Here is a 21,682-nt window from a genome sequence, read left to right on the forward strand (position 1 = left end):
TCAACAATTTGTTGCTTAAAGTCATCACTAAATTGACGACGGATTTTTCTAGACATAGAGTTCTCCTGTTTTCTTTAGTGTAGAACACTTTATAAATTCTGTCTAGTTTAGTGTAACCGATTCATCTTTTCTCTTTCTTAACTCTTAAACATTAGTTTACACGAGCTTCTGTCGCGTCACTGATTGTTTCTTTGGCGGTATCAATACCATTTGAGAAGGCCACACGAGCTTTCTCTGCTTGTTCAGATGCAAAGTCACTTGCTGACTGTGCCGCATATTCAACCCTGTCTTGTGCGGTGATTGAATCGGCAACATGTTCAGCACGTGTCTTAACATCAACAACGTTAACATTAAGCTCAACCAAGACTAACTTGGTCATCCGTTCCACTTCACGGCTAACAACTTCCTTGATTTGTTCCGCGATGGCAGGAATATCTTTTTGGTATTCAACAATAATGTCAAGGTCAACCGCAACTTCTTTTGTACCAACTTCAACATTGACACCATCAGTGACCTTTTCAGCGTTGAAGGTCTTGTTTTTTAAGTCAGTGAAGAAGCCTCCACTAACAGCCAACAAGCCATCAACGGTTTCTAAAGCATGACCAACAATCTTCTCAATCACCTTGTTTTCATAGGTCAAACTTGTTTTAATTGGTTTTACTACAGTAGTTTCTGCTGGTTTATTTGCTTGATTTGTCATCTATTTCTCCTTTGTTTGCCTTTATTTTAGGAGGCTATCAATAGCCCCTTTAACAGTTGCTTTGGCATCTTCAATGCCTTCCTTGATTTTTCCACCAAGTTTTTCAGCCGTTCCTTCAGCCTCTAACTGTTTGTCTCCTGTGACTTTACCAGCAGCCTCTTTAATACCGCCTGCAACTTGGTCTAGTTTTGCGTCAAATTTTTCTTGTGTCATGATGATAAACCTCTCTATTTTTATTAAACCACACGTGGTTCTGTGTTCTCTTTAATTGTAGTTACTGTGCCAGATACAGCTGACTTGACATAATCAGCTTGCTTGCTCGCAAATTCTCCGGTCGTACTTGCGGCGTTTTCTAGACGATCCTGAACAGTAATGGAATCAGCTTCGTGCTGGGCTCTTGTCTTAATGTCAACAACGGTTACATTGACTTCAACCACTTCAAGGTCTGTCATTTTGCCAACTTCTTCGACAATAACGCGCTTGATGTTTTCAAAAATTGTCCCAACGTGTTTTTGGTATTCAACAATCACCTTCAAATCAACAGCGACTTGCTTGGTACCAACCTCAACATTGATGCCGTCTGTGACATTGTCAGTTGAAACAACCTTGTTTTTCAAATTGGCAAAGAAGCCACCGTCAATGGCTAAGAGACCATCAATATGTTCCAAGGCATAACCAACGATTTTTTCGATAACTTTATTTTCATAAGTTAACTCACCAGCTAAAGCAACTGGGGTTACAGGGGTTACGGTAGTTGTCATCCGTCCATCTCCTTTTATAATTTATTTCTTAATTTGATGAGGTATTTCTCTAAAATACCAGTGTCCTTAAACTGGTGACCGATAATCGCACCTAGTGCTACAATCATCACCAACAAGAGGGTTTTGAAAAATCCGAAGCTGAGGATAATCAGCATCAGCAGGAGCGCGATGATAGCTCCAGTGATAGCATATTTGTACTCACGAATAAAATCCATAAAACCTCCTTAAATCACACGACTCTGCTTGCTTGATCCTGTTTTATCAACTTGTTTGACAACAACAGTTAGGTCAATCGGCTGTTCCACACCGATAAAATCACGCAAGGTTCGTTCAATAGCTGATTTTAAGCGATTAGTGCGGTTGACGACGTCATATTTGGGAACGACATCACCTGTAACCTTAACCTTAAAACGACGTTTGTAAAGCTTGGTCTTAACCACAAAGTCTTTCATCAAGCCATGCTCCTGCACAACAGATTTGACCAGACCGTCGATGGCTGACCTGCTCAGCACTAATTGACCATCTTTTTTAGCGAGTGGTAACTCTGTTTGCAAACGCGGGAAGATAATAATCACTAAAATACCGATTAAAATCACGATAATGAGGGATAAAGCAGCCCAAAACGTATAGGTCGCAATGAGTTGTCTAAAAGGGAATTGAATGCCCGACAAGTCTCTCAAAGCTAGCAGCTGTGGTGGCACATTTGCATCGAGGGCACTCGTTACCAACAGTGGCAACAAGAGCGTCAACAACACAATACCAAGTACAACGCTTATCAGTTTGGTAAGTTTTGACATCTTTCCTCCTATTTTTTGTGTAACGACTGCTATATAAGGGATAGGCAGAACGTTTGATAGATGGCTAGAACGCGAGGTAATGAACACACCCCAAGGAATTCCCCGTTTTCTTAGAAACATCTTAATTAAGGTCTTTTTTGCTTGTCCGTTCATTTTGACAAAGCAAAGTGACCACACAAAGTTGTATACCTCTATACATCTTTATATTGTCAGTTTACCATAAATGAAACTAAATTGCAAGCGTTTTTTATCGCTTTTTCACAAAAAAATTTCCCTTGCTTGAAAACAAGGGAAAATAGACGTGTTATTCACTGTAAATTTTTCAACACTTAACAAGCACTTTCCCCTGTCTAATCTTGGTTGAAAAAGGTATCAACTCTAGCTAAAACCTGGTCATCACCAACCACATAGAGAATATCCTCAGCCTGAATCGTTTCATAAGGCCCAGGCGATAAGATGAGGTTCTCCTCATGCTGAATCGCAATAATGGTCGCTCCTGTCTGATGCCAAAGATTAAGATCTGCCAGACTTTGCCCAAGCTTACTCGTTCCTGTAACTGTTAGTTCATAAGGACGAAACGGGTAGTGTTTTTTTGCCAAAGAAGTCTGATTCATAAAGGCATGAATCATCTGTTTCATACTATCCATGGCCTTTTTCTGGTAATTGATGGTCGCAATAATGTCCTTGGACAGGGTCTTAATATTATTTTCAGAATCAAACTGAGTGATGAACTCTTCTGCCTTTTCCTGAGAAATAACCGTTGACCCACTGCCCTGACGGACCTCCAAAATGCCGAGGTCGACTAAAACATTGATGGCTTTTCTAGCCGTTTCAGGAGAGACGCCAAAGTTGCTCGCAATGGTCGAACGTGACTTGAGTTTATCACCGACTTGATACTTGCCATCGGCGATGCGCCCTGCGATTTCAAGGGCAACCTTTTGGTATTTTGAGGTCACAATGTTTTCAACTTTAGGCATAACTCCACGTCCTCCTCTTTATCTTTATAACCATTATAGCATACTTTCGATAAAAATGGTATCGCTTTACTTTACAAGGTTATTCTTTCTAACATAGCAGAGCTGCCTCTCAGCTATCTGACTAGACCCAAAGTGACCACTTCCTATCCTAATCACTAGGCAAATTTTTAATCGCGACCAAGAAAATGCGCCACAACAATAGTGACTAAAGCCGCTCCGATAATAGAAGGCACCAGTGCCATTCCAGCCAAAGATGGCCCCCAGTCACCCAGCAAAGCATGACCAACATAAGACCCTGCGATACCAGCTAAGATATTAGCAAGACAACCCTGTCCTCCTTTTTTCGTCAAAGCGCCACCAATAAAGCCAATCAAAGCCCCAACAAGCAGTTTCCAAATCATATCTTATTTCTCCTATTCTGCAATGCGTGTGTACATGTGTGGTCTGCGGTCACGGAAAAGCCCCCAGTCCAGACGCTCACGGCGCCCCTTGTCCAAGTCATAGGTCGCTAAGAGAACCATCTCGCTAGTCTTATCGGCTTCTTGGAGCAGGTCGCCTGTCTCATCAGTCAAAAAGGAAGTGCCGTAGAAATTAAGCTGGGAACTCTGTCCGCCGTTGGCCTCCTGAGGGAGGACTTCCTCCAGACCGACGCGGTTGGCAGCGATGACTGGCAGGATATTGGCTGCAGCGTGTCCCTGCATGGCGCGCTTCCAGTGCCCTGTGCTATCTGTTCCTAAAATAGGTTCAGAGCCAATAGCCGTCGGGTAAAAGAGGAGCTCCGCCCCATTCAAGGCCAAGCAACGAGCCGTTTCTGGGAACCACTGATCCCAACAAATGCCGATGCCAATCTTGGCGTATTTGGTCTCCCAGACCTTGAAGCCTGTGTTACCTGGCGTGAAGTAAAATTTCTCCTGGTAGTAGTGGTCATCTGGGATATGGGTCTTGCGGTAAACCCCCAGAACCTCTCCGTCTGCATCAATCACGGCGACAGAGTTGTAAAGGGAATTGCCATCTTTTTCATAGAAACTGATGGGCAAAACCACACCCAACTCACGAGCAATAGGCTTGAAATGCTGAATGGCATCGTTGTCCTCAACGGACTTGGCATAATCATAAAAATCATACTGACGCTCTTGACAGAAATACGGGCGCTCAAAGAGCTCTGGCAAGAGGATAATCTGGGCGCCTTGGCTGGCAGCCTGACGCACCAGACGCTCGGCAGTGGCTAGGTTAGCTGCTACCGCTTCTTGGCACTGCATCTGAATAGCAGCAACGGTTACGTTTCTCATGGGGGTCCTTCTCTCTAATCACGGTCGGCGAAAACCTGTGCCAACCGCTCTAAATCTATTATTGTCATAAAAGCTGTCTGCTTGGGAAATTAGCTCTAATCTTGTTGTTAGATAAGCTGCTTGCAACTCATCAAGTAAAAGACTGCCGTAACCCTTACCCCGATAAGTTTCAGACACGAGGCATTCACAAACAAAGGTTGTGACCAGCTGATCGGTCAAATAACGAACAAAACCAATCACGGTCTCATCGGCAACAAGCACCAGATAGGCGGAATGAGCCATCAGTTGATTGACCTTATCCTTAAAGGTCAACCAACCCTCTTGCTGGTACAACGCTGAAAGAGCTACTGCATCAGCAGGTTCTCCACGTCTCACCCTAATCATCGACACTTCCACCAGCAGGAATCTGCTGGGTCAGGCAGTGGATGTTGCCACCACCGAGGAGCAGGCTTCTGGCAGGGATCGGTCGGATGGTTCGTGTGGGAAATAGCTGAGCCAATAAGTCGATCGCCAACTGGTCATGAGGGTCATCAAAAACGGGCAGAAAAATGGACTGGTTGCTGATATAGAAATTAACATAGCTGGCAGCCAGTCGCTCCCCTGCCAGTCGCTCCTGCTCGCCTTCCTCGTAGACATAGCCTGCTAGGTCATCTTCTTTGACACAGACCGCTTCCTTGGGGATAAGGAGCTTGTGCACGGTGAATGGTCTGCCCTTGGCATCGGTCACGGTTTGAAGGTAGTCCCAGTTGGCTTTGGACAAAGCGTACTGAGGGTCAGTCTCATCATCTGTCCAGGCCAGCACCAGCTCTGCTGATCCGACAAAGGCACAGATGTTGTCAACATGCTCATTGGTCTCGTCTTGGTAAATGCCGTTTGGCAACCAGATGACCTTGTCCGCACCTAGATAAGTCAGAAGCTGTTGTTCGATTTGCTCTTTTGTCAGGTGAGGGTTTCGTCCTGGGCTGAGTAAGCAACTCTCGGTGACGAGAATCGTTCCCTCACCGTCGCTGTGAATCGCACCGCCTTCAAGGACGAAGGGCTTGGCGAAGTAGACAGGCAGACCCAAGGCGTCCGCAAAACGACTGGTCAGCAAGTCATCGTCCGCATAGTCCTGATAAAGCCCGTCAACAGCCCCTCCCCAAGCATTAAAGCTCCAGTCGACAGCCAGCAAATCTGCTCGGCCATTGACCAAAACCGTCGGACCTGTGTCCCGCGCCCAAGCGTCGTTGGTCGGCAGATCCAAATAGGTCACGGCATCGCCCAAGGCAGCTCTGGCCTCAGACAGATGCTGGGCGTCCACAAGTAGGTAGACGGTCTCCTCGGTCGCCAGCTGGCGGATAATCTGGGTAAAGGTCGCCTTGGCAGCCTGACCATTGTAAGGCCAGGAGCCAGGGCGGATGGGCCAAATCATGAGCGTCCCTTGGTGGGTCTCATACTCGGCAGGCATGCGATAGCCTAGGGTTTTAGGTGTGCTCATGGGGTCTCCCTTAGTTAAGAATATAATTGAATACTGAATTGGTAGTCAGGGAAGGCTTGCAGTTGTTGATTAACCCTGCCTAAAAAGTCCAGTCCTTCTTGTGGCACCGTTTCTTTGGCATAAACCAACAAGCTAATCGCCTGAATAGCATGATCAGGGTAAGTTTCTTTGAATTGACCTGATGCGATGAAAGACAGGGTTATCGTCAGCAATGCCCATGCCGTCAATTTTATCGTGTTCGTCGAGTGTCATGGTTGGCTCCTATTTCTACCCCAACCGCATCTTAAAGTCTTCGTAGCCAAAGGCTTTGACCAGCTGGCAGTCACCGTCCTTGTCCATAGTGTAGAGGCTAGGTAGACCGATGCCGTTGAAGGTGTTGTTCTTGACAAAGGAATAGATGGCCATATCCTCAAAGTAGAGGCGGTCGCCGATGGCGACAGGCGCATCAAAGGAGTAATCCCCAATGATGTCCCCTGTCAAGCAGGTGTTGGAAGACAAGCGGTAGGTGTGGGCCTTGACGTTGGGCTGCTCACCGCCACGCAGGGGTGGGCGATAAGGCATTTCCAACACGTCAGGCATATGGCAGGTGGCAGAGGCGTCCAGCACCAAGGTCTCGATGCCGTTTTCCACAATGTCCAACACCTCTGTCGCCAAATAGCCTGCCTGAAGCGCCACCGCTTCACCAGGCTCTAAATACACCTCGACACCATAGGTCTCCTGAATATGGCGAATGCAGGACTTGAGCAGGTCAAGATCGTAGTCTTCACGGGTGATGTGGTGACCACCGCCAAAGTTCACCCATTTGACCTGATGGAGATAAGCACCGAACTTAGCCTCCACCGCCTGCAAGGTCGTTGCCAGATCGTCCGAATTTTGCTCGCAAAGGGTGTGGAAATGTAGCCCATCCACCAACTCAATCAGGTCAGGGCTGAACTTGTCCAGCGTCACCCCAAAGCGAGAGCCAAAGGCACAGGGGTCGTAGAGGGCCTGATCATCTTGGGTCGAACACTCTGGGTTAATCCGAAGCCCGATGGAAACCCCAGCCGCACGCGCCTTAGCGTAGTGCTTACGCAGCTGCCGCTCCGAGTTAAAGACGATATGGTCAGATACCGACAGCAGCTCATCAATCTCGCTGTCCTTAAAGGCAGGGGCAAAAACATGCGCCTCGCCCGCGAACTCCTCGCGCCCCAAGCGTGCCTCATAGAGCCCACTAGCCGTCGTCCCCGCCAGATACTGAGCCAGCAGGGGGTAGGTAGCATAGAGCGAGTAGGCCTTCTGCGCCAGCAGGATTTTACAGCCCGTCTCCTCTTGGATTTGGGACAATAGCAGAGCATTGGCTTTGAGTTTTTTCAGGTCAACAATATAGGCAGGGGTGGGAATTTGCTCAATTTTCATTAGTCAACCACTTTCGGATTTTCAACAACCACCCACGGCAGACCATACTGGTTGAGCAAGTCCATAAACGGATCTGGATCCAACTGTTCTAGGTTGAAGACCCCAGGCTGCTGCCAAGTCCCGTCCATGACCAATTTGGTTCCAATCATGGCAGGCACCCCAGTCGTGTAAGAAATGGCCTGAGAACCAACTTCCTTGTAGCACTCTTGGTGGTCACAGACATTGTAGATGTAGATGGTCTTCTCCACCCCGTCCTTGATGCCTGTAAAGATACAACCGATGTTGGTCTTCCCAACTGTCCGAGGACCAAGGCTGGCTGGGTCAGGCAAGAGAGCCTTGAGGAACTGGATAGGCACAATCTCCTGACCGTTAAAATTGATGGTGTCGGTGCGAAGCAGGCCAACATTTTCCAAACATTTCATGTGGGTCAGGTAAGACTGCCCAAAGGTCATAAAGAAGCGAATGCGTTTGACATTTGGGATAAAGCGCGCCAGTGACTCGATTTCCTCGTGGTGGAGCAGGTACATGTCCTTGAGCCCAACTTCTGGGAAGTCGTATTCGCGTTTGATGGACATGGCTTCCACTTCCACCCACTTGCCGTTTTCCCAGTAGGAGCCTGGAGCTGACACTTCACGCAGGTTGATTTCAGGGTTAAAGTTGGTAGCAAAGGGATAACCATGGTCACCGCCATTGCAGTCCAAGATGTCGATGTAATGAATTTCATCAAAATAGTGCTTGAGGGCGTAAGCGGTGAACACGCTGGTCACCCCAGGATCAAAGCCAGAACCAAGAAGTGCCGTCAAGCCAGCTTCCTTGAATTTGTCCTGATAAGCCCACTGCCACGAGTAGTCAAAGTAGGCCGTGAAGCCCTCTTCCTCGCAACGCTTTTCATAAATCGCCCGCCACTCAGGGTCTTCGGTGTTCTCCGCCTCGTAGTTAGCGGTGTCGATGTAGTGAACCCCCGTCGCCAAGCAGGCATCCATAATGGTCAAATCCTGATAAGGCAGGGCAACGTTGAGGACAGCCTTAGGCTGGTAACTCTCAATCAGGGCAATCACTTCGTCCACCTTGTCCGCATCCAGACTGGCGGTTTCAATTTTAACGTTGGTCTTACCTGCCAGTTTCTCCTTGAGGTCATCACACTTGGATTTGGTGCGACTGGCAATCGTAATCTCGGTAAAGGTGTCCTCAGCTTGACAGATTTTATTGATGGCCACTTGGGCAACACCCCCACAACCAATAACTAACAAACGACTCATTTTTTATTCTCCTCTTCTTCTAAAATATCTTCCACATAGCGGGGCAACATAAAGGCACCCACGTGCAGATTAGCCGCATAATATTCGGTAAAAAGCTGGCGCGATTTCCAGCGCTCCTTGTCAAAATCATGGACAGGGTGATAGACCTTGGACGCAAAGCCAAAGAGCCAGTAACCCGCTGGACTGGTCGGGATATGGGCTTGATAAACCCGACTGATGGGGAAGGACTGAGTCGCCTTACGGTGCATGCTGCGGCAGGCCGATTCATCCTCGTCAAAAAATGGGCTCCCATGCTGGTAAATCATAATCCCGTCATCCTTGAGGGCGCGGAAGCTATTGCCATAAAACTCCTTGGTAAAGAGCCCTTCCGTGTGCCCAAAGGGATCGGTCGCGTCGTTGATGATGATGTCGTACTCATTCTCGCAGTTGCGTAAGAACCGTAGTCCATCCTGCAAGTAGACCGACACCCGTGGGTCATCCAGCCCCTTGGCATAGTCAGGAAAATACTCCCGACACACCTCAACCAACATCTCGTCAGGTTCAACCACATCAATGGCTTCAATATCAGGATAGAGGCTAAGTACCTGAGCCACACCACCATCACCCCCACCCAAAATCAAGATTTTCTTAGGATTGGGATGGACAGCCATGGGCACATGGGCCACCATTTCATTGTAAACAAAATCATCTGCATCCGAAAACAAAATCTTACCATTCAAGGTCAAAATCCGCCCGAAAGCAGGAGAATCCAACACCGCAATGTCCTGAAACTCGCTCTGACCAGCATAAAGCTGCTGACTCGTACGAATGGATAACTTCGCATCCGGCGTATGGATTTCAGAAAACCACATTTCCATATAAGATACAAAGGGACGGTTCGGCTCGCCGAAACTTTTCGTAGAAAAATAGGAAATCTGACGCTGATGCTTGGCATCAAGGAAAGATTTATCATTTTTCCTAGAAAAGTAGTCCCGTGTTCAGTTCCTTTCTAAAACTTTTTCTATTTGTAACAGCAAGTATCTTCGCTTGATATTTTTCAAGCTCAGACCTTAGCATCTGCCTACTCAGAGTTAGAACACGCCCCCCACAAGTTCAACAATGAGATGCAGGTGTTCTCTAATTTTCACCTTATCCAGATTATCGACATGTTTTTTGCCACCCAATCCTAATAAGGGGACAAAACCAAAACACTGGTCATAGCTCAGAGAACCAAATCGAGTAATCGCTTCTTCATACAGAGGAATTTCGAAATAATCTTCTAAAAGTTCTTCATCCTCTAAATCCTCTAAAAAGTAATACATATTTTCCGGAATAGATACAAAATCACCCTCTTTATATCGAATTAGTCTCAAATATTTATTTTCTTCTAGAATAATGATGTCTCCAAACGCAGTTATAAAAATTGGGAGTGACGACTCACCTCGACAATACGTTTCCTTGACAAATTCTTTATAGTCATCTGGGTTGATAATTTTGAGGTAATCATTCAAAAAAGTTCCTAATCTATGCCCTCTCCACATTTAAACGAGTTCTTCGGGTACTTGAGGACCATATTTTTCAATCACCTCTGTGGGCATATCTGATATTTTTCTAAAATCTTTGAGCATTTATTTCACCCTTCCCCAATCACATTAATCATCTCCACATCAGGGTCTTCGGTTCCCTGGAGCGAGCAACCGCGCTCCTTGGCAAACTGGATGTAGTCCACGATGTCCTGGGTCACCCGCTCACCTGGGGCAAGGAGGGGAATGCCTGGCGGGTAGCACATGACAAACTCACCACAGACCTGGCCGACAGCAGCCGCTAGTGGAAGACGCTTGCGCTTGGCGTAGAAGGCTTCTTGGGGAGATAGCACGAGCTGGGGCTGGATGTATTCCCCAGCGATCAGGTCGCTCCCATCCCGCGCATACAGCCGCTTGATGTCGGCTAACGCCCCTACCAGACGCTCGATGTCTTGCAGGCGATCACCAATGGAAATGTAAGCCAGAATATTGCCAATATCCCCAAACTCAATCTGAATGTCATACTCATCTCGGAGCAGGTCATAAACCTCAATCCCTGTCAGACCGATACCTTGTGTATAAACGGACAGCTTGGTCACGTCAAAATCATGAACAGTCACCCCATCAATCAACTCCTTGCCATAGGCATAGTAGCCACCGATAGCGTTAATCTCCCGTCTGGCATACTCCGCCATCTCAATCACACGCTCAAAGGAAGCCTGCCCACGCAAGGCGAGATTACGACGGGAAATATCCAAACTGGACAGGAGCAAGTAGGAAGCTGAGGTCGACTGGGTTAGGTTGATGATTTGGCGGACGTATTCCGCATTAACACCCTCACCGACCAAAAGGAGCGACGATTGGGTCAGGCTGCCGCCAGATTTGTGCATGGACACAGCCGCCATATCAGCCCCTGCTTCCATAGCAGACAAGGGCAGGTGATCTGTAAAGCCCAGATGAGCACCGTGAGCTTCATCAACCAAGACGGTCATGCCATGCGCATGCGCCAGCTCCGTCAAAGCTCTCAAATCTGAACAAATGCCGTAGTAGGTCGGGTTGTTGACGAGCACGGCAACCGCATCAGGATGCTCTGCTATGGCCGCCGCCAAGCGGTCGGTCTCCAAAGCTAAGGCAATGCCAATCTGAGGTTGGACGCTCATCTCTACATAGATGGGAATGGCGCCACAGAGCACCAGAGCGTTGATGGCAGACTTATGGACGTTGCGCGGCAAGATAATCTTGTCGCCAGCCTTGCAGGTGGCAAGAATCATGCTCTGCACCGATGAGGTCGTGCCGCCAATCATGAGAAAGGCATGCGCCGCACCAAAGGCCTCGGCAGCCAACTCCTCAGCCTCACGGATGATGGAAACAGGGTGACCCAGATTATCCAAGGGCTTCATGGAGTTGACATCAATGCCAACACACTTCTCCCCCAAGAGCTCCACCAGTTCTGGGTTACCGCGACCACGCTTGTGTCCTGGCACGTCAAAAGGAACGATACGCTTCTTGCGCAAATTAACCAGCCCCTGATAAATGGGGGCTTGGTTCTGATTTAATGGGGTCATGACAACTCCTTTCCAAGGTTAAGCGAATAGCGTGAAACAAAAAAAGAACAGGATACACTCATCCTGTCCATTGGGTTTATGACGTTGGTTTTTATCTTGAGTTTATGTGCCTAGTGTTTCCTACTCTCAATGCAAATATCACGTACTTTATTGACCGTTTCACAAGATGATTGTGGGCTTACCCCCACAGCTGCTTATAGTGACTGAAGCAAGGTCAGTCATCAACTTATAAAATCGAGCTTTAGAACGGATGGTCACATCGGCGAGTTTGTCAGATGAGCTGCTCATGTGATATCAATCTAGGTAAACTTTTTTGCCATACTGAGCGTATGGCAAAAAAGTTTAACGACGAGTGACACTCAAATGAGGAGCTCAAGCACTAGCTCGACAGTGAACAGACGTTCGACCTCAATCAATAATGTGGTCACATCGACCACGCTTCGGCTACTGCCCCGCCTGTCCGTCGGCTTATAAAGGGCATTATTTGCTAGAAAACATTTCTGCTAAACTTCTAGTCTTGATTAGTGTAACATGTTTCGAGTGAAAAAACAAGAATCTGTCACTAAAAAAATTATAAATCAGCAATTCCCGAACGCTAAAAAAAGTTTTAAAATCATCATTTTCAAGCCAGCAAGCTAGGCAACTTTATGATACAATAGAAACATGACACATCTGGTTTTTGAGCTTGCACCGACGGCTCTAATAACAGCACAGCACATCCTTACCCCCTACGCGGTGGCTCATCAAAACGCCCACGCCCTGACAGTTGCTAAACTCAAGGGCTGCACTCTAACCCTCTACGCCTCAGGAAAACTCCTTATTCAAGGTAGTCAGGCACAGGCAGTGGCAGCGGATTTGGGCTTTGTGGAAATGGCTGAGCAGGCCTCAAGCAAACACTCAGCCAGTAGCAGCTCAACCAGACCGACCGCTACTGGTCAACCCAGCAATCAGCTCAGTTTGATTGGGTCTGACGAGGTGGGGAACGGGTCTTACTTTGGCGGTCTAGCAGTTGTGGCTAGCTACGTCACTCCTAGTAATCATGCTTGGCTAAAGCAACTGGGTGTTGGGGACTCAAAGACCCTGACCGACCAAAAAATCAGGCAAATCGCTCCCTTGTTGGAAGAAAAAATCCCCCACAAAGCTCTGCTATTGACCCCGAAAAAATACAACCAAGTGGTCGGTGAAGGGCTCAGGCATAACGCCGTCTCCGTCAAGGTCGCCCTCCACAATCAGGCAATTTTCCTGCTCTTGCAGGAAGTGAGTGAGCCAGAAGCTATCGTCATTGATGCTTTTACCAGCGAGAACAACTACCGCAAGTACCTGCAGCAGGAGGTTAACCAGTTCCACCAGCCCATCAGCCTCATTCAAAAAGCAGAAAGTCAATATCTGGCTGTGGCAGTGAGTTCAATCATCGCCCGCAAACTGTTTCTGGATAATCTGGACAGCTTGAGTCAACAAATTGGCTTAACGTTGCCCAGTGGCGCAGGCACAGCTTCCGACAAGATTGCCAGCCAGATTTTAGCTCGGTTTGGTCAGGAAGGCTTGACACAAGTAGCCAAATGGCATTTCAAAAATACACAAAAAGCATACGATTTGTTAAAGAAAAGGTGAACTATCAATGAAAAACTTTATAAAAGAATGGGGAAGCTTTATCCTCACCATGACCCTGATGCTCTTGGCTTGGCTCTTTATTTTTGTCAACGTCCAAGTTGATGGGCATTCCATGGATCCAACCCTTGCCCACGGTGATCGCCTTTTCGTCCTAAAGGTCACACCGATTGATCGCTTTGATATTGTTGTTGCTCAAGAAGAAGCAAATGGCGAAACCAAGCGAATCGTCAAACGCGTTGTTGGCATGCCTGGAGACACTATTAGCTACCATAACGACGTCTTAACCATCAACGGGATTGAGACGAACGAGCCCTATCTGGCTGAATTCATGGCAAAATTCCAAGGAGACAAGCTACAGAGTACCTATGCCTACAGCAAACTCTTTCAAGAGTTAGCCCTCGCATCACCGAGTTTCACTGCTGATGCTACAGGCAATGCCGATTTTACGGTAACTGTACCTGAAGGCGAGTATTTCCTTATCGGTGACGATCGGATCGTTTCAAAAGACAGTCGCCATGTCGGCACTTTTAAGCGGGAGAATATCATCGGTGAAGTGATGTTCCGATTCTGGCCATTTAACAGTTTAGGGACAATTGATTAGAGTAAGTAGAATGTCAGATGATGAGCCCCATCATCTGATTTTCTTTTGTGCTATAATAGAAAAAAAGCAAAACAAGGACAAGTATGGAAACTTATTTTTCAGGTACTATTGAACGGGTGATTTTTGAAAATGCCAGTAATTTTTTCAAGATTATTCTACTGACTATTGAGGAGACCGATAGCTATTTTGATGATGTCGAGATTATCGTGACCGGCACTATCGCTGAAGTTGTAGAGGGAGAGCAGTATACTTTCTGGGGTAATCTCACCCAGCACCCCCGTTACGGAGAACAGTTGGCGGTGACCCGCTACGAGCGCGCCAAACCATCGGCATCTGGACTAGTCAAGTACTTCTCCTCTGACCAATTCAAGGGTATCGGTAAGAAAATTGCCGAAAAAATCGTAGCCACTTACGGTGATGAAGACACCATCGACCGGATTTTAGAGGCCCCCGAGCACCTAACGACCATCACAGGTCTGTCCAAGGTCAAACGCGAAGGATTTCTAGCCACCCTGAAAGTCAATTATGGAACGGAGCAGATCCTTTCCAAACTGGCTGAATATGGTCTCTCCATCCGCTTTGCCCTTCAAATTATCGACAAATACAAGGACAAGAGCCTGAGCCTCGTTCAGGAAAATCCCTATCAACTGGTCGAGGACATTCAGGGCATCGGTTTTAAGACAGCTGACCAGCTGGCAGAACAGCTGGGGATTGATAGCCAGTCGCCGCAACGGTTTCGGGCGGCACTCTTTCACAGCCTCTTGGAGGGCTGTCTGGAGACAGGAGACACCTACATGGAGGACAAGCAGTTACTGGAGCGCGCCCTCTACCTACTCGAAGACGCGCGTCAGGTGGAAATTGACCCTGCTCAAGTCGCCCAAGAGTTATCGAACCTCATCATTGAGGACAAGGTTCAGCAAATTGAGACTAAGATTTTTGACAACAGCCTCTACTTTGCGGAACAGGGCATCCACCGCCATCTGACACGACTCTTGGACAATCATCTCGGTGAGCCGATTGCCGATGAGGAGCTAGATGATACTATCGTTAGGGTTCAAGACGAGCTAGGTATCAGCTACGATCAGACGCAAAAAGACGCCATCGCCCAAGCCCTCAACAGCAAGGTCTTTATCCTAACCGGTGGCCCTGGAACAGGTAAGACGACCGTCATCAACGGCATCTTATCCGCCTATGGCAAACTTCACGGGCTAAATATGGAGACCCGAGATCTGCCGATTGTGCTGGCAGCACCGACTGGCCGAGCCGCTAGACGGATGACCGAGTTAACAGGGTTGCCAGCTGCGACCATTCATCGGCATCTGGGTTTGACCACTGAAGGGGACTACCAGACCTTAGATGATTATTTGGACGCTGACTTGGTCATCGTGGATGAGTTTTCGATGGTGGATACTTGGTTAGCCAACCAACTCTTTGCAGCCATCTCTTCCAATACCCAGCTGATTATCGTGGGCGACAGTGACCAGCTGCCATCGGTCGGTCCTGGTCAGGTACTGGCTGACCTCCTCAAGGTCGATAACCTCTCCCAAGTCGCTCTGACCAAAATCTTCCGCCAGTCTGATGACTCAACCATCGTCACCCTAGCCAGTCAGATGAAGGCTGGCAGCTTGCCTGCAGACTTTACACAGAAAAAGGCTGACCGTTCCTACTTTGAAGCCCAAGCCCAGTTTATCCCAGATATGGTGACCAAGATTGTCAGCTCTGCCATGAGGAGCGGCCTCGCTCCCCAAGACATCCAAGTACTAGCTCCCATGTATCGAGGACCAGCTGGTATCACCGTGCTCAATCAACTACTTCAGAACCTGATCAATCCTAAAGATGACCAGCTGGAGTTTGCCTTTAACGAGACCCTCTTTCGGGAGGGCGACAAGGTCTTGCACCTGGTCAATGACCCTGAAAGCAATGTGTTCAATGGCGACATCGGTGTTATCTCTCAGCTGGAGTTGGACAAATACACCGATAGCAAGCAGGACGAGCTGACCATCGCCTTTGAGGGCAACGAGGTCACCTACCCCCGCAAGGACTGGGGCAAAATCACCCTGGCCTACGCCATGAGCATCCACAGGTCTCAGGGCAGTGAATTTCCTGTTGTGATCCTGCCGATTACCCGAGGAGCCAGCCGCATGCTCCAGCGCAACCTGCTCTACACGGCCATCACACGCGCCAAGAGCAAGCTGGTCATGTTGGGTGAGGTGGCAGCCTTCAATCAGGCTGTGCGCACTCAAGGGAGCCTGCGAGCCACCTACTTGGTTGAGCGCTTTTTAGGGGAAAATAGCCGAGCAGAACAAGCAGAGACAGACAAGACCACCGACAAGCTGACCGACACCCTAAACCAGACAACTGCTGGTACTGAAACGCTGCAATCAGTACCAAGCCCTGTGACAGACCCTCAGACCACTCATCCAGCGAAAAAAAGCACTACACTTGAAACAAGCCCACCCAGCACACTAGAAACCTATACCCTGAATCGGCAAAACCTCCTGACCATAGACCCTATGATTGGGGTGACGGAAGCAGATATTGAGCATTTCTTTGGAAAGTAACTAAAGAGGCGTTACCAACTATGAGCCATCAAAAGAGACCTGAACCAGTATGAAAAAAAGTGATTAAATCACCTCTGTCACAAGTCTTCACAGGCTGTCCTATCCAGAAAAGAACAAGGTGACCAAGCCTATGTCATCTCAGAAACCCGAGCAACATATCTCGCTCTGCGATTGCCCACGAAATCTACAACACTTATCTCTACAACCAACACGTTCCTTCATTCTATTATCATCGGTTAGCAGATTTCTGTTCTGTCGCATGCCCTTAAGAGCTTCACATTTCTAACCATACTAATCTTGTTCTATCACACCAAATCCCACGGCAAGCGCTGTGGGATTAGTCTTTATCGTCTAATAGTTCCAAAGCTTGGGTTCCTATTTCCAAGCCTGTTACAGTCACTCCCAGGAGCCTTATCCCTGAGGTATTTTCCGCCAATTCATCAAAAATGTCATAAGCGATTTTTTCAATCACCTCAAAATGAGCCGTCGCCTCATCTAGGGTGCGGCGTTTGGTTAACGTGGAAAAGTCTGCGTAACGCACCTTGAGGACGATGGTTCTGCCTTGTTTGCCATGTTTGGCTAGAGTAGCCGCCACACGCTTAGCATTTTTGCTGATTTCAACTTTGATATCCTCGTCAGCGTAAAGGAGCTTGGCATAGGTCCGCTCACTGCCGATGGACTTGCGAACACGGTCGGTTCTGACCGGACTGTTGGAAATGCCTCTGGCCTTGCGATAGAGGTCATAGCCAAACCGCCCAAACTGATCAATGAGAACCATCTCTGACAACCCTTGTAAATCCTTGCCTGTAAAGACTCCCATCTCATGCAGACGTTCAACCGTTTTCTTGCCAACCCCATGAAATTTTTCAATGGGCAAATCAGCTAGAAACCCTTCTGCCTCCTCAGGCAAAATCAAGGTCAAGCCAGCTGGCTTTTGAAAATCACTGGCTAATTTGGCCAGAAATTTATTGTAAGACACGCCAGCCGAGCAGGTGAGCTGCAACTCCTGCCAAACGTCGTACTGAATCATCTTGGCAATCTTAACAGCCGATGCGATGCCCAGCTTATTAGCCGTCACATCCAGATAAGCCTCATCGATGCTCATGGGCTCAATCTTGTCCGTGTAACGGGCAAAAATCTCCCGCACCTGACGCCCAACCTCCTGATACTTGCTGTAATTACCAGAGATGAAGACCGCTTGAGGGCAACGGTCATAGGCTTCTTTACTGGACATAGCAGAGCGGACACCAAAGGTCCTAGCCTCGTAGGAGCAGGTCGAGACCACCCCACGTCCACCTGTTTCTCGAGGGTCAGCACCGATGATCACAGGCTTGCCACGCAGGCTAGGGTTGTCCCGCACTTCCACCGCCGCAAAAAAAGCATCCATATCAATGTGGATAATCTTGCGTGAGGTGTCATTGATGAGTGGAAAAATCAACATGGCTGCTCCTTTCTAGGCACGTTCGTTCTCTTTACTATTATACGATTTCTAGGATTTTCTGCAAATAAAACAATTTTATAGTACAGTTAGACTTCTGATTGGAACTGTATTATTAAAGAACTTCTTCACAATCCTTGTTTTCTCTTGCTGATAACGCTTGCGTTGTGATATAATAAACTTGTCAATATAACACAAAAGGAGACCGACATGGCAAAAGTAACAACAAACACTGATGTTTTTGAAAAAGCCTGGGAAGGCTTTAAGGGAACTGACTGGCGTGACAAAGCAAGCGTTACTCGTTTTGTTCAAGCTAACTACAACCCTTACGATGGTGACGAGAGCTTCCTTGCTCCTGTGACTGAGCGTTCTTTGAAAATCAAAAAAATCATCGAAGAAACCAAAGCACACTACGAAGATACTCGTTTCCCAATGGATATCGACCGTGCTACTTCCATCGCAGGTATTCCTGCAGGTTTCATCGATAAAGATAACGAGTTGATTTTCGGTATCCAAAACGATGAACTCTTCAAACTTAACTTCATGCCACGCGGTGGTATCCGCATGGCTGAAACCACTCTGATTGAGAATGGTTACACGCCTGACCCACTTCTTCATGAGATTTACACCAAGCATGCGACAACAGTAAACGACGGTATCTTCCGCGCTTACACTGCTGACATTCGTCGTGCCCGTCACAGCCACCACGTATCAGGTCTGCCAGATGCTTACTCTCGTGGTCGTATCATCGGTATGTATGCTCGTCTTGCCCTCTACGGTGCAGACTACCTCATGCAAGAAAAAGTTAACGACTGGAACGCCATCACAGAAATCTATGAAGAATCAACTCGTCTTCGTGAAGAAATTAACCTCCAGTACCAAGCCTTGCAAGACGTGGTGAAACTCGGTGACCTTTACGGTCTTGACGTGCGTCGCCCTGCTTTTGACACCAAAGAAGCTATCCAATGGGTCAACATCGCCTTCATGGCTGTCTGCCGTGTCATTAACGGTGCAGCAACTTCTCTCGGTCGTGTGCCAATCGTTCTTGACATTTATTCTGAGCGTGACTTGGCTCGCGGTACTTACACCGAAAGCGAAATTCAAGAATTCGTTGACGATTTCGTTCTTAAACTTCGTACGGTAAAATTTGCTCGTACCAAAGCCTTCGACGAAATCTACTCAGGTGACCCAACCTTCTTGACCACTTCTATGGCTGGTATGGGTAACGACGGTCGTCACCGTGTCACTAAGATGGATTACCGCTTCTTGCACACTCTCGACAACATCGGTAACTCACCAGAGCCAAACTTGACCGTTCTCTGGTCAGACCAGTTGCCATACGCCTTCCGTCGCTACTGTATGGCCATGAGCCACAAACACTCTTCTATCCAGTATGAGGGTGTGACCACCATGGCTAAAGACGGTTACGGTGAAATGAGCTGTATCTCTTGCTGTGTGTCACCACTTGACCCAGAAAGTGAAGAAAAACGCCACAACATCCAGTACTTCGGTGCCCGTGTAAACGTGTTGAAAGCTCTGCTCTCATCTTGGAACAACGGTTACGACGATGTGCATAAAGACTACAAGGTCTTTGATGTGGTTGAGCCAAACAACTCAGAAATCTTTGAGTACGATGAAGTTATCGCTAACTTTGAAAAAGCTCTTGACTGGTTGACAGACACTTACGTGGATGCCATGAACATCATCCACTACATGACTGACAAGTACAACTACGAAGCCGTGCAAATGGCCTTCTTGCCAACTCACCTGCGCGCTAACATGGGCTTCGGTATCTGTGGCTTTGCCAACACTGTTGATTCCCTGTCTGCTATCAAATATGCTGAAGTAAAACCAATCCGTGATGAAACTGGCTTCATCTATGACTACGAAGTGAACGGCGACTTCCCACGCTACGGTGAGGACGATGACCGTGTAGATGACATCGCAAAATGGTTGATGGAAGCCTTCTACACTCGCTTGGCTCGTCACAAACTCTACAAAAATGCTGAGGCAGCTGTGTCAATCTTGACCATCACCTCAAACGTGGCTTACTCTAAACAAACTGGTAACTCACCAGTTCACCGTGGTGTATTCCTCAACGAAGATGGCTCAGTGAACACATCTAAAGTAGAATTCTTCCCACCAGGTGCTAACCCAACATCTAAATCTCGTGGTGGCTGGTTGCAAAACCTCAACTCCCTCAAGAAACTTGACTTCTCACACGCTAACGATGGTATCTCACTAACTACTCAGGTATCTCCAAAAGCGCTTGGTAAGACCTTTGATGAGCAAGTTGGTAACCTGGTGACTATCCTTGACGCCTACTTTGAAGAGGGTGGTCAGCACGTTAACTTGAACGTTATGGACTTACAAGATGTCTACGACAGCATCATGCGTGGTGAAGACGTTATCGTTCGTATCTCAGGCTACTGTGTTAACACCAAGTACCTGACCAAAGAGCAAAAAACTGAGCTCACCCAACGTGTCTTCCACGAAGTCTTGTCAATGGATGACCATGCTAAAGAACTCTTAGGGTTGTAATCAACTAAAAAATCTCAGCTCAAGCTGGGATTTTTTGATGTTTTAGGAAAATGGCAGAGCAAAGACAAAATTTCCTCCTCCATTTACGAATATTCTATTAGGAGGACAAACAAATGAAAAAATACTACTACTCTTTATTAGTTTACTTGGGTTAGCTGGCTGGTTCAGCTCAGCTATGGCTCAAACCATTGACACCTCACCAAGCCATCAGCCCATCCAAGAGGTCAACCTAGACACTGTGAAGGCTAAGATACGAGCTAGAGAAACCTTTTACCTTTTTATCGGTCGTGATGATAATGTTGATGCTCAGTTGGCAATGGCTCAACTTCATGAAGCAGAGACTGCTTCTGCTCCCATCTTGTACCTTAACGTCAAAGGTGTCAATGCGCGATCCTACAAGGCTTTTTCCAAAAAGTACGCTATCCGATCTCATGCCTACATCGCTAAATTCAGCAATCGGAAACAAATTGCTGTCTATCATAATGACTGGCGAGCTGACATCACCCAATTACTAGAATTTCTGACCGCCAATTTAAACTAATGGCTGTACACCTCAATGAGGCTGGGATAAAAGTCCTAGCCTCTTGCTTTTTTGATTGTTACCAAATAAAATATCGTTTTTGAAAGGCATAGAATTGCCCTACATGTTCAGTAACGCCTTAATGCCAATCAAAACTCATAGGTCTCGCCTTAAGTCATGACTTGCACAGCAGGTTGACCAACAAATAGCTCAGTGGAGCGACACACATAACGATGACGAGCTTTCTTCTCGCAACCTGCCATATCAACCGACCTACAGCTATCTATCTGAGCTGTCTGGAAGTCAGACAATAACCAGAGGTTAATCACCTGTTAAATTAGGCGAGCATTAGTTTGTTATTAAACAAAACGTTTTCATAATTTACGAAGCTGTGGTATAATAGACCTATCAACTAAAGGAGGTTATCAAATGTTTGATAAATTAGATGCAAAATTAGACCAAGTGACTGGCTCAGCCAAAGAATTAGCTGGTAAGGTTCTTGGCGATAAAAAATTAGAAACAGAAGGCATTGTTGACAACCTTGTCGGCAAGGCTAAAGAAGTTGCAGCAGATGCTAAAAAAGGCTTAGAAGATGCTGTTGAGAAGTCTAAAGACTTGGCCAACGATGCCAAAGAGGCTGTCGAAGGTGCTGTTGAAAGCTTGAAAAACAAGCTTTAATCATAAAAAG

Annotated in this window: 23 protein-coding genes; 6 read left to right on the plus strand and 17 right to left on the minus strand. The window is 47.3% G+C overall.

Going from position 1 to position 21,682, the window contains the following annotated elements; all coding sequences use genetic code 11:
* Window positions 1-151: 151 nt before the first annotated feature.
* From ACERC7_RS05950 to ACERC7_RS06025, 16 genes are all read right to left on the minus strand, one after another.
* Window positions 152-700 carry an Asp23/Gls24 family envelope stress response protein gene (locus tag ACERC7_RS05950; RefSeq protein WP_373658884.1) on the minus strand — a complete coding sequence of 183 codons (549 nt, stop codon included), beginning with the start codon at window positions 698-700 and terminating at the stop codon, window positions 152-154.
* 21 nt (window positions 701-721) lie between these two features.
* On the minus strand, window positions 722-913 hold the full coding sequence (locus ACERC7_RS05955; protein ID WP_018367743.1) for a CsbD family protein: 192 nt from the start codon (window positions 911-913) through the stop codon (window positions 722-724).
* A gap of 23 nt (window positions 914-936) precedes the next feature.
* Window positions 937-1,461, minus strand: coding sequence for an Asp23/Gls24 family envelope stress response protein (locus ACERC7_RS05960; RefSeq protein ID WP_373658883.1), 525 nt, complete (start codon window positions 1,459-1,461; stop codon window positions 937-939).
* 14 nt (window positions 1,462-1,475) lie between these two features.
* Entirely contained in the window at window positions 1,476-1,676 is a 201-nt protein-coding gene (locus tag ACERC7_RS05965) for a DUF2273 domain-containing protein (protein WP_373658882.1), read from the minus strand.
* Between the two features lie 9 nt (window positions 1,677-1,685).
* The gene (gene amaP / locus ACERC7_RS05970; protein WP_373666403.1) at window positions 1,686-2,258 is read right to left on the minus strand and encodes an alkaline shock response membrane anchor protein AmaP; all 573 of its coding nucleotides are present in this window, start codon (window positions 2,256-2,258) and stop codon (window positions 1,686-1,688) included.
* 350 nt (window positions 2,259-2,608) lie between these two features.
* Complete coding sequence (locus ACERC7_RS05975; protein WP_373660298.1) at window positions 2,609-3,235, minus strand: GntR family transcriptional regulator; 627 nt, start codon at window positions 3,233-3,235, stop codon at window positions 2,609-2,611.
* A 167-nt stretch (window positions 3,236-3,402) separates the two neighbouring features.
* Window positions 3,403-3,636, minus strand: coding sequence for a GlsB/YeaQ/YmgE family stress response membrane protein (locus tag ACERC7_RS05980; RefSeq protein WP_373666404.1), 234 nt, complete (start codon window positions 3,634-3,636; stop codon window positions 3,403-3,405).
* A 12-nt stretch (window positions 3,637-3,648) separates the two neighbouring features.
* Window positions 3,649-4,524 (minus strand): N-carbamoylputrescine amidase, encoded by an 876-nt coding sequence (gene aguB, locus ACERC7_RS05985; RefSeq protein WP_373660299.1) that lies wholly within the window; start codon window positions 4,522-4,524, stop codon window positions 3,649-3,651.
* Between the two features lie 18 nt (window positions 4,525-4,542).
* Entirely contained in the window at window positions 4,543-4,908 is a 366-nt protein-coding gene (locus ACERC7_RS05990; RefSeq protein ID WP_373666405.1) for a GNAT family N-acetyltransferase, read from the minus strand.
* Window positions 4,901-6,001: an agmatine deiminase gene (aguA, locus tag ACERC7_RS05995; protein ID WP_373666406.1), complete on the minus strand. Its 1,101-nt coding sequence runs from the start codon at window positions 5,999-6,001 to the stop codon at window positions 4,901-4,903. Before aguA ends, ACERC7_RS05990 begins: the two co-directional genes overlap by 8 nt.
* Before the next feature lie 14 nt (window positions 6,002-6,015).
* A complete protein-coding gene (locus ACERC7_RS06000; protein WP_373666407.1) occupies window positions 6,016-6,228 on the minus strand; it encodes a DUF6572 domain-containing protein in 213 nt (70 codons plus the stop codon).
* 40 nt (window positions 6,229-6,268) lie between these two features.
* A complete protein-coding gene (gene nspC / locus ACERC7_RS06005) occupies window positions 6,269-7,396 on the minus strand; it encodes a carboxynorspermidine decarboxylase (protein WP_373666408.1) in 1,128 nt (375 codons plus the stop codon).
* Window positions 7,396-8,655, minus strand: coding sequence for a saccharopine dehydrogenase family protein (locus ACERC7_RS06010; RefSeq protein WP_373666409.1), 1,260 nt, complete (start codon window positions 8,653-8,655; stop codon window positions 7,396-7,398). Before ACERC7_RS06010 ends, nspC begins: the two co-directional genes overlap by 1 nt.
* A complete protein-coding gene (gene speE, locus ACERC7_RS06015) occupies window positions 8,652-9,512 on the minus strand; it encodes a polyamine aminopropyltransferase (protein ID WP_373658871.1) in 861 nt (286 codons plus the stop codon). The genes ACERC7_RS06010 and speE overlap by 4 nt, the downstream gene beginning before the upstream one ends.
* Window positions 9,513-9,725: 213 nt before the next feature.
* Entirely contained in the window at window positions 9,726-10,145 is a 420-nt protein-coding gene (locus ACERC7_RS06020; RefSeq protein WP_373658870.1) for a T6SS immunity protein Tdi1 domain-containing protein, read from the minus strand.
* A 122-nt stretch (window positions 10,146-10,267) separates the two neighbouring features.
* Window positions 10,268-11,722, minus strand: coding sequence for an aminotransferase class I/II-fold pyridoxal phosphate-dependent enzyme (locus ACERC7_RS06025; protein ID WP_373660303.1), 1,455 nt, complete (start codon window positions 11,720-11,722; stop codon window positions 10,268-10,270).
* A gap of 663 nt (window positions 11,723-12,385) precedes the next feature.
* On the opposite strand from ACERC7_RS06025, the gene rnhC reads away from it, so the two are divergent.
* The 3 genes from rnhC to ACERC7_RS06040 all read left to right on the plus strand — a co-directional run bounded on the left by rnhC (window position 12,386) and on the right by ACERC7_RS06040 (window position 16,495).
* A complete protein-coding gene (gene rnhC / locus ACERC7_RS06030) occupies window positions 12,386-13,333 on the plus strand; it encodes a ribonuclease HIII (protein WP_373666410.1) in 948 nt (315 codons plus the stop codon).
* Between the two features lie 7 nt (window positions 13,334-13,340).
* Window positions 13,341-13,934 (plus strand): signal peptidase I, encoded by a 594-nt coding sequence (gene lepB / locus ACERC7_RS06035; protein ID WP_373658867.1) that lies wholly within the window; start codon window positions 13,341-13,343, stop codon window positions 13,932-13,934.
* 83 nt (window positions 13,935-14,017) lie between these two features.
* Entirely contained in the window at window positions 14,018-16,495 is a 2,478-nt protein-coding gene (locus ACERC7_RS06040) for an ATP-dependent RecD-like DNA helicase (RefSeq protein ID WP_373666411.1), read from the plus strand.
* A gap of 337 nt (window positions 16,496-16,832) precedes the next feature.
* On the opposite strand, the gene dinB is transcribed toward ACERC7_RS06040, so the two are convergent.
* Entirely contained in the window at window positions 16,833-17,936 is a 1,104-nt protein-coding gene (gene dinB / locus ACERC7_RS06045; RefSeq protein WP_373658865.1) for a DNA polymerase IV, read from the minus strand.
* Window positions 17,937-18,143: 207 nt separating this feature from the next.
* Between dinB and pflB the strand changes: the two genes are divergently transcribed.
* The 3 genes from pflB (at window position 18,144) to ACERC7_RS06060 (ending at window position 21,672) form a co-directional block, all read left to right on the plus strand.
* Window positions 18,144-20,474, plus strand: coding sequence for a formate C-acetyltransferase (gene pflB, locus ACERC7_RS06050; protein ID WP_373666412.1), 2,331 nt, complete (start codon window positions 18,144-18,146; stop codon window positions 20,472-20,474).
* A gap of 175 nt (window positions 20,475-20,649) precedes the next feature.
* Window positions 20,650-21,015 carry a hypothetical protein gene (locus ACERC7_RS06055; protein ID WP_373658863.1) on the plus strand — a complete coding sequence of 122 codons (366 nt, stop codon included), beginning with the start codon at window positions 20,650-20,652 and terminating at the stop codon, window positions 21,013-21,015.
* Window positions 21,016-21,423: 408 nt separating this feature from the next.
* Window positions 21,424-21,672, plus strand: coding sequence for a CsbD family protein (locus ACERC7_RS06060; protein ID WP_373658854.1), 249 nt, complete (start codon window positions 21,424-21,426; stop codon window positions 21,670-21,672).
* Window positions 21,673-21,682: the final 10 nt, after the last annotated feature.

The sequence above is a fragment of the Streptococcus sp. E17BB genome (assembly GCF_041807725.1).
Lineage (GTDB): Bacteria > Bacillota > Bacilli > Lactobacillales > Streptococcaceae > Streptococcus > Streptococcus entericus.

Bases quoted from the DNA above. Each gene is read 5' to 3' on its own strand.
- ACERC7_RS05950 (WP_373658884.1), bottom strand. From the start codon at position 700: ATGACAAATCAAGCAAATAAACCAGCAGAAACTACTGTAGTAAAACCA.
- ACERC7_RS05955 (WP_018367743.1), bottom strand. From the start codon at position 913: ATGACACAAGAAAAATTTGACGCAAAACTAGACCAAGTTGCAGGCGGT.
- ACERC7_RS05960 (WP_373658883.1), bottom strand. From the start codon at position 1,461: ATGACAACTACCGTAACCCCTGTAACCCCAGTTGCTTTAGCTGGTGAG.
- ACERC7_RS05965 (WP_373658882.1), bottom strand. From the start codon at position 1,676: ATGGATTTTATTCGTGAGTACAAATATGCTATCACTGGAGCTATCATC.
- amaP (WP_373666403.1), bottom strand. From the start codon at position 2,258: ATGTCAAAACTTACCAAACTGATAAGCGTTGTACTTGGTATTGTGTTG.
- ACERC7_RS05975 (WP_373660298.1), bottom strand. From the start codon at position 3,235: ATGCCTAAAGTTGAAAACATTGTGACCTCAAAATACCAAAAGGTTGCC.
- ACERC7_RS05980 (WP_373666404.1), bottom strand. From the start codon at position 3,636: ATGATTTGGAAACTGCTTGTTGGGGCTTTGATTGGCTTTATTGGTGGC.
- aguB (WP_373660299.1), bottom strand. From the start codon at position 4,524: ATGAGAAACGTAACCGTTGCTGCTATTCAGATGCAGTGCCAAGAAGCG.
- ACERC7_RS05990 (WP_373666405.1), bottom strand. From the start codon at position 4,908: ATGATTAGGGTGAGACGTGGAGAACCTGCTGATGCAGTAGCTCTTTCA.
- aguA (WP_373666406.1), bottom strand. From the start codon at position 6,001: ATGAGCACACCTAAAACCCTAGGCTATCGCATGCCTGCCGAGTATGAG.
- nspC (WP_373666408.1), bottom strand. From the start codon at position 7,396: ATGAAAATTGAGCAAATTCCCACCCCTGCCTATATTGTTGACCTGAAA.
- ACERC7_RS06010 (WP_373666409.1), bottom strand. From the start codon at position 8,655: ATGAGTCGTTTGTTAGTTATTGGTTGTGGGGGTGTTGCCCAAGTGGCC.
- speE (WP_373658871.1), bottom strand. From the start codon at position 9,512: ATGGAAATGTGGTTTTCTGAAATCCATACGCCGGATGCGAAGTTATCC.
- ACERC7_RS06025 (WP_373660303.1), bottom strand. From the start codon at position 11,722: ATGACCCCATTAAATCAGAACCAAGCCCCCATTTATCAGGGGCTGGTT.
- rnhC (WP_373666410.1), top strand. From the start codon at position 12,386: ATGACACATCTGGTTTTTGAGCTTGCACCGACGGCTCTAATAACAGCA.
- lepB (WP_373658867.1), top strand. From the start codon at position 13,341: ATGAAAAACTTTATAAAAGAATGGGGAAGCTTTATCCTCACCATGACC.
- ACERC7_RS06040 (WP_373666411.1), top strand. From the start codon at position 14,018: ATGGAAACTTATTTTTCAGGTACTATTGAACGGGTGATTTTTGAAAAT.
- dinB (WP_373658865.1), bottom strand. From the start codon at position 17,936: ATGTTGATTTTTCCACTCATCAATGACACCTCACGCAAGATTATCCAC.
- pflB (WP_373666412.1), top strand. From the start codon at position 18,144: ATGGCAAAAGTAACAACAAACACTGATGTTTTTGAAAAAGCCTGGGAA.
- ACERC7_RS06055 (WP_373658863.1), top strand. From the start codon at position 20,650: ATGGCTCAAACCATTGACACCTCACCAAGCCATCAGCCCATCCAAGAG.
- ACERC7_RS06060 (WP_373658854.1), top strand. From the start codon at position 21,424: ATGTTTGATAAATTAGATGCAAAATTAGACCAAGTGACTGGCTCAGCC.